The sequence below is a fragment of the Rossellomorea sp. ABR4_004 genome, from assembly GCF_056159585.1.
The window spans coordinates 24,754-31,401 of the sequence record NZ_JBSWVM010000010.1; the positions used below are offsets into that span (position 1 = coordinate 24,754).

Annotated in this window: 6 protein-coding genes; 3 read left to right on the top strand and 3 right to left on the bottom strand. The window is 42.4% G+C overall.

The genetic code is table 11. The features are described 5' to 3' along the window. The first annotated feature begins 39 nt into the window (after window positions 1-39). Both ACXAF2_RS23100 and ACXAF2_RS23105 read left to right on the top strand, forming a co-directional pair. Window positions 40-1,326: a GntP family permease gene (locus tag ACXAF2_RS23100; RefSeq protein ID WP_475142100.1), complete on the top strand. Its 1,287-nt coding sequence runs from the start codon at window positions 40-42 to the stop codon at window positions 1,324-1,326. A gap of 18 nt (window positions 1,327-1,344) precedes the next feature. Continuing rightward, on the top strand, window positions 1,345-2,121 hold the full coding sequence (locus tag ACXAF2_RS23105) for a 3-hydroxybutyrate dehydrogenase (RefSeq protein WP_475142102.1): 777 nt from the start codon (window positions 1,345-1,347) through the stop codon (window positions 2,119-2,121). A 40-nt stretch (window positions 2,122-2,161) separates the two neighbouring features. Here the strand turns inward: ACXAF2_RS23105 and ACXAF2_RS23110 are convergent, their stop codons facing one another. Further along, window positions 2,162-3,769, bottom strand: coding sequence for an SLC13 family permease (locus tag ACXAF2_RS23110; protein WP_475142103.1), 1,608 nt, complete (start codon window positions 3,767-3,769; stop codon window positions 2,162-2,164). 265 nt (window positions 3,770-4,034) lie between these two features. On the opposite strand from ACXAF2_RS23110, the gene ACXAF2_RS23115 reads away from it, so the two are divergent. Further along, window positions 4,035-4,664 carry a YczE/YyaS/YitT family protein gene (locus ACXAF2_RS23115; RefSeq protein ID WP_475142105.1) on the top strand — a complete coding sequence of 210 codons (630 nt, stop codon included), beginning with the start codon at window positions 4,035-4,037 and terminating at the stop codon, window positions 4,662-4,664. Window positions 4,665-4,702: 38 nt separating this feature from the next. Here ACXAF2_RS23115 and ACXAF2_RS23120 read toward each other — a convergent pair whose 3' ends face one another. Both ACXAF2_RS23120 and ACXAF2_RS23125 read right to left on the bottom strand, forming a co-directional pair. Then, entirely contained in the window at window positions 4,703-5,047 is a 345-nt protein-coding gene (locus tag ACXAF2_RS23120; RefSeq protein WP_475142106.1) for a hypothetical protein, read from the bottom strand. A gap of 129 nt (window positions 5,048-5,176) precedes the next feature. Further along, a complete protein-coding gene (locus tag ACXAF2_RS23125; protein ID WP_324747667.1) occupies window positions 5,177-6,589 on the bottom strand; it encodes a SpoVR family protein in 1,413 nt (470 codons plus the stop codon). Window positions 6,590-6,648: the final 59 nt, after the last annotated feature.

The following is a 6,648-nucleotide window of genomic DNA, read 5'->3' on the forward strand; positions in this document are numbered from 1 at the left end:
CATGGAAAGATAACTACAAACATTTATGAGAGGTGAGTTATGACTAGCATCATTGTTGGTTTAATTCTACTTATGGTCTTGGCGTATTTAGGCTGGTCTATCATTTGGATCGCTCCCCTGGTTGCAGGTTTAGTAGCATTAATGAGTGGTCTCGACCTGCTTCCTGCTTATACGGAAACATATATGACCGGGTTTGTGGATTTTGCTAAAGAATGGTTTCCTGTATTCCTGTTCGGAGCCATTTTCGGAAAATTGATGGAAGACGTGGGAGCAGCCCAATCCGTCGCATACAAAATTACGAACATCATCGGTAAAGACAGGGCCATACTGGGAGTGCTGATTGCAGCTGCCGTTTTAACATATGGTGGTGTGAGCTTATTCGTTGTTGTATTTGCGATATATCCCTTGGCTATTGCCATGTTCAGAGAAGCGGATATCACACGGAAGCTATTGCCGCCGACCTTCGTATTGGGGGCTTTCACCTTTACAATGACAGCCATCCCGGGTACACCACAGATTCAAAACTTGATTCCCATCGATTATTTTAAAACATCCCCCACTGCCGCCCCGATCATCGGTATCGCAGGCGGATTAATCATGGCGGTTGGAGGGTATTTTTATTTAAGATGGCGTCAAAAGCAATTTACAAGTAAAGGAGATACGTTTACCGAGCCTAAAGGTGGAAACGATGTAAAGGAAATTAAAGAATCAGAGCTTCCTAATTTCTACTTATCATTTCTTCCTCTTGTCATTGTTGTCGTTACATTGAATGTCTTTAAGTGGAACATCCTGACCGCTCTTCTTGTAGGGATACTTTCGATATTATTTATTAACTTCAAGCATTATAAAAAATTCATCCCTGCTGTCAATGGAGGTGCAAAGGGCTCAGTCATGGCAGTCATTAACACAAGCGCTGCGGTTGGTTTCGGAGCGGTTGTCACAGCGGCACCAGGGTTCAAGACGTTAACGAAGCTTATTCTTGGCATTAAAGGTAACCCTGTCATATCTGAAGCCATAGCTGTTCAAACTCTTGCAGCTATTACTGGATCTGCTTCAGGAGGAATGGGGATTGCCCTTGAGGCTTTGGGAGATAAATATTATGAATTGTCTCAAACAAGTGGGATCAGTGCAGAAGCATTCCATAGAATTGCTTCCATTTCATCAGGGGCATCGATTCTGCCTCATAATGGTGCACTCCTGACGTTATTTGCCGTAACAGGGCTGACCCATAAAGATTCGTATTTGGATGTAGCTGTTGTCGGGTTACTTATTCCTACGATTGCAGAAATCGTTTCAATCATCCTGGCCAATATGGGAATTTATTAATCAGAGGAGGAAAAGAAGATGGTCAATGATAAAGTTGTATTCATTACAGGTGCTGCAAGGGGAATTGGTTTTGAAATCGGGGAACACTTTGCTCAAAATGGTGCGAAAGTGGTTCTCTCAGACATCAATCAAGAAGGATTGGATGAAGCGGTAGAAGAACTGAAAGACAGAGGATTCGATTGCCTCGGCATTAAATGTGACGTTACCAATGAAAAAGAAGTGAAAGCGGGTATTGATAAAACAGTTGAGCACTATGGCCGCATAGACGTATTAATCAATAACGCAGGTATTCAGCACGTAGCTCCAATTGAAGAATTCCCTATTGAAAAATTTGAGCTTCTGATCAAAATTATGCTGACCGCTCCCTTTATTGCAACAAAATTTGCTTTCCCTCATATGAAGAAGCAAAAATTCGGTCGTATCATCAATATGGCATCCATTAATGGACTGATCGGTTTTGCAGGTAAAGCGGCATACAACAGCGCCAAGCATGGTGTGATCGGTCTTACAAAGGTATCGGCTTTAGAAGGTGCCGAGCATGGGATTACCGTCAATGCCCTATGCCCCGGATACGTGGATACCCCCCTTGTCCGTAACCAATTAAAGGATATTTCAACGACTCGTGGTGTGGAGCTTGAAAAAGTATTGGAGGATGTCATTTACCCTCTTGTTCCACAAAAGAGATTATTATCAGTAGAAGAAATTGCAGACTACACCATTTTCCTATCCAGTGACAAAGCAAAAGGTGTAACTGGTCAGGCCGTCGTTTTAGATGGCGGATATACTGCTCAATAATACGCACAGAAAAATCGGATCAGGAAACTGATCCGATTTTTCATTCGTTCATATTTTCAGGTAATACACCTAAATCGATTCCCCATACGAGTGGCATGAAAAAATAAATCAAAAGTGTAATAAATACGATACTAATCAGATTCAACCATATTCCCGCCTTGACCATATCTCCCATTTTGATATAACCTGATCCGAATACGACAGCATTCGGAGGCGTAGCCACCGGCAGCATGAAAGCACATGAAGCAGCTAAGCCCGCCGCCACCATCAAACTATAAGGGTGAATATTCAAGGCAGCTGCAAGGGCAGCCATTATCGGAAACATCATCGTGGCTGTCGCCGTATTGGACGTAATTTCCGTTAAGAAAATAACAAAGGCCGTCACTGCAAGCAAGATAATAATGAAGGATATCCCTTCAAGAATCGTTAGTTGCTGTCCGATCCACTCTGCCAACCCTGTCTCTTTAAAACCCTTGGCAATGGCAAGACCTCCACCGAATAAGAGCAGGATTCCCCATGGAAGCTTCTTCGCATCGTCCCAGTTGATCAATCGAGATTCTTTTCTTCCTGGAAGAAGAAATAAAATGAGTGCCCCTGTAATGGCTATGATGGTGTCGTCTAAAGACGGAATCCATTGGTTCAATAGAAACGATCGAGTGATCCAGCATAGGGCCGTAGAGACAAAGACCGTAAGAACAAGTTTTTCTTCAAATGAAATGCAACCAAGAGACCGGTTCTCTTTCTCCACAATCTCCCTCCCCCCCGGCAATTCTTTCATCTTTAACGGAAAAGCCACCTTGATTAAATACCACCAAGTAACAAATAGAAGAATGGCAGCAAGCGGAACACCAAAAAGCATCCACTTAGCAAATGAGAAATCAATCCCATACAACTGTTTCACCACTGCAGCAAATATCGTGTTTGGAGGCGTTCCGATCAACGTTCCCAAGCCTCCGATCGATGCACTATAGGCAATCCCCAGCATGATCACTTTACTGAAGTGCCCCGTTCTATTAGCCCCCTCCTTTTTTAGACTTTCATTAACTTGATAAATCACGGCTGTTCCAATCGGAAGCATCATCATAGCCGTTGCCGTATTCGAGATCCACATGGATAAAAAACCGGTAGCCAGCATAAATCCAAGGACGATTCTCTCAGTGCCTGTACCAATCAGCAGAATGATGTTCATGGCAATCCGCTTATGTAAGTTCCACTTTTCCATGGCAATCGCAATAATAAATCCACCCATAAAAAGAAAAATTGTACTATCACCATAGGCAGACGTGACATCTCCGGATTGAAGAGCTCCTGTAAGTGGAAACAAAATGATCGGCAACAAAGCAGTTGCCGGAATAGGTATCGCTTCTGTTATCCACCATACCGCTATCCATGTTGTACCTGCAAAGACAGAAACTGCCTCTTTTGATAAACCTTCAGGCGAAAAAAATAACATGATAAGAATAAACAGTAAGGGTCCTAAGAAAAACCCGATTTTCTGCCTTTGATTTGCATTAGGCTCCGGAACAAGATTTGTATCCACCTCGCGAGAAGCAGCAGGCGTGCTTCCGGAAGTGAAAAATTGCAAAGTACCCATCACATCTCCGTGCCATTTCCAAAGTGTCTCCCATGCGTTTTTCACAGTATGCATCTACTCATTCCCCCATTACTCGTCTTACTAAAACTCTATCGACCATAGAAAGCGCTGTCAAATACAACCCCTTCAAATAAAAGAAAAATCTGAATATTCACCCCTTTATTCCTAGACTCCTTATATTTTTTCCTTCAAAGGATGTACATCTCTTAAAGGACCTTCGCCCTCTCCCTATAAAACGAAAAACAAACCATATCTTCATAAACCTTTTCGTTGTAAAATATCGTTATAGAGTGATGACTGTTATTTCAAAGGAGACACTATGAAAATCTATTGGCAAATAAGTTATTTCGTAATAGGGTTACTTATTTTCAGCTATGGAATCAGTATGTCCATCAAAGTGCAGTACTTAGGGATCCATCCATGGGATGTATTAAACATTGCCTTATATGAGAAGTTCGGCTTAACGATTGGCACGTGGAATATAATTGTCGGCGCCGCCTTGATTGCAGGCACCCTTGTTTTGAAAGGGAGATATGTTCGTATCGGGACGATCCTTAACGGTGTGATGGTTGGCATGTTGGTCGACTTCTTTCTATTTTACGACCTGCTTCCTCCTCAAACGAATATAGCATTAGATATCCTGATTCTATTATCAGCGATTGTTTTAATGGGGGTTGGCGGGGGATTGTATTCAGCGGCACACCTTGGCACGGGTCCACGGGACGGATTTATGCTCACCATTTCGGATTTAACGAATCTTTCAATCAGCAGAGTCCGGATCATGTGTGAGTGTGCGGTGTTACTGATCGGGCTGCTTCTTTCCGGTCCAGTCTTCGTATTCACTTTTATTTATACGTTTATTCAAAGTCCCATCTTTCAAAAATCCTTTTTATTTTTTACCGATAGACTCAATACCCGTTTCACCAGTCGAAATAACGTAAGTATGTAAAAAGGACAAATGCCTGAGGCAGTTTGTCCTTTTCTAGGTTATGACATCTCGCATGCCACTAAGCCGTATTGTTGATGGGGATTTAATTGCTTTATAAATTGAAATAGTTGCAGCACCTGTTCATTTTCCATATCCTGCTTATAGTAATCTTCCAAGACCGACAGCATTTCATCCGGGTACATCAAACAAGTATGACTTCCCCAGTCAGTTTGCCTGCCTTCAAATTTTTTATAGTAAATGCCATCCAATAGGGAGAAAAAGAGTTCATACCCTTTCGGAAAAAACGAACTGATCCTTTTCGGGTAATTATGATTCCAGTCCCCTCCTTCATAATGAAATGTCTGGTCCGTTAAATCACCGATAAAGACTTCAACATCTGCCATTCCCGTCTCCTCCTAAAGGTTAAAATAAGCTCTCTTTTTATCGTATAAGCCAGTCCATCTATTTAGAACCCCTTTACCTAAAAAGAAAAACAGCAGTTCCAGGATTTCACCTGGAACTGCTCTGCCCACTTACAAATATTTTCGTTGCACGCTTCTGCCGTCATAGGTAAATAACATATCACGGTTCTCCACATGGGTTTCGATATGGACCGGTCTTCCCCACAGCTGATGCAGATACGGTAAAACTTTTTCTAAATACTTAATATCGAGCTCCACGTCTTCAAACCAGTGCTTAAGATATAGCTCCCCGCTCTTCATATAATCTCCATCATTCACGGTAATGTATGGGAACCCGCCATTAACCCTCATGCCTACAAGCTGGTCCCGTACATGAGTCCATTCTTTATCGACGATTTTGTAGTCCTTCCCTTGCTTCTGGAACAAATACATATCTTCTCTCGTGACGAGATCTTTCGTTAAATAGTTCCGTAAGAAGGAAATGTCAGATTCAATCTCACGAACCTCAAACATTTTTTCACGGCCAGAATTTGGTTTCACCCCACGCTTTTTCATTTCATCCGTAGGATTGTCGAAACGATCTTCTATATCTTCAAAAATCTTCAATCCTAGATAATATGGATTGATCTGCGTACGGGAAGGCTGTACAACACCTGCATTCAGCTTTGCAAACTCAATGGACTCACCACTCGTCAAATCCATTTCACGGATGATGCGCTGATGCCAATACGAAGCCCAGCCTTCATTCATGATTTTCGTTTCAAGCTGCGGCCAGAAATACAGCATTTCTTCCCTCATCATCGTCAGTATGTCCCGCTGCCAGTCAGACAACTCCCTGCTATACTGCTCAATAAAGAGAAGAATATCCTTTTCAGGTTGTGGAGGGAACTTCTTCTTCACCTTTTTCTTCTCTCTGCTCTTCGGTTTTTCATCCAACGACCACAAATCATCATAAGGAGTCGCGTGAGATACTTCTTCCTCAACCCACTCGACATCGTCCATCGTCCACGACAGCTTCGGACGCATCAATGACGGATCAATATGCTCATCCACGGCAAGCACGGCATCGAGAAAGTTTTCAACCTCCTGCTTCCCATGCTCGATCTCATATCTTCGCACCCGCTCTGCCGTAGCCGCCATGCTCTCTACCATATCCCGCTTCGTATTCTGGAATCGCACATTATTCTTAAAGAAATCACAATGGGCCAACACATGGGCAACAATCAACTTATTCTGAATAAGCGAATTCGAATCCAATAAAAAAGCATAACAAGGATCCGAGTTAATCACGAGTTCGTAAATTTTACTTAAACCCAAATCATATTGAAGCTTCATCTTATGAAATTGTTTCCCAAAACTCCAGTGAGAAAATCGGGTCGGCATCCCATAAGCACCGAATGTATAAATAATTTCAGCAGGACAAATCTCATAACGCATCGGATAAAAATCAAGACCAAACCCGGCTGCAATCTCAGTAATTTCCCCTATCGCATTTTGTAACTGCCTTTGTTCCTCTAAATTCATCGCCATCCCCCTCTTTATACTCTTATCTAAATGTATGAAGGGAAAAGGGATTTGATGAA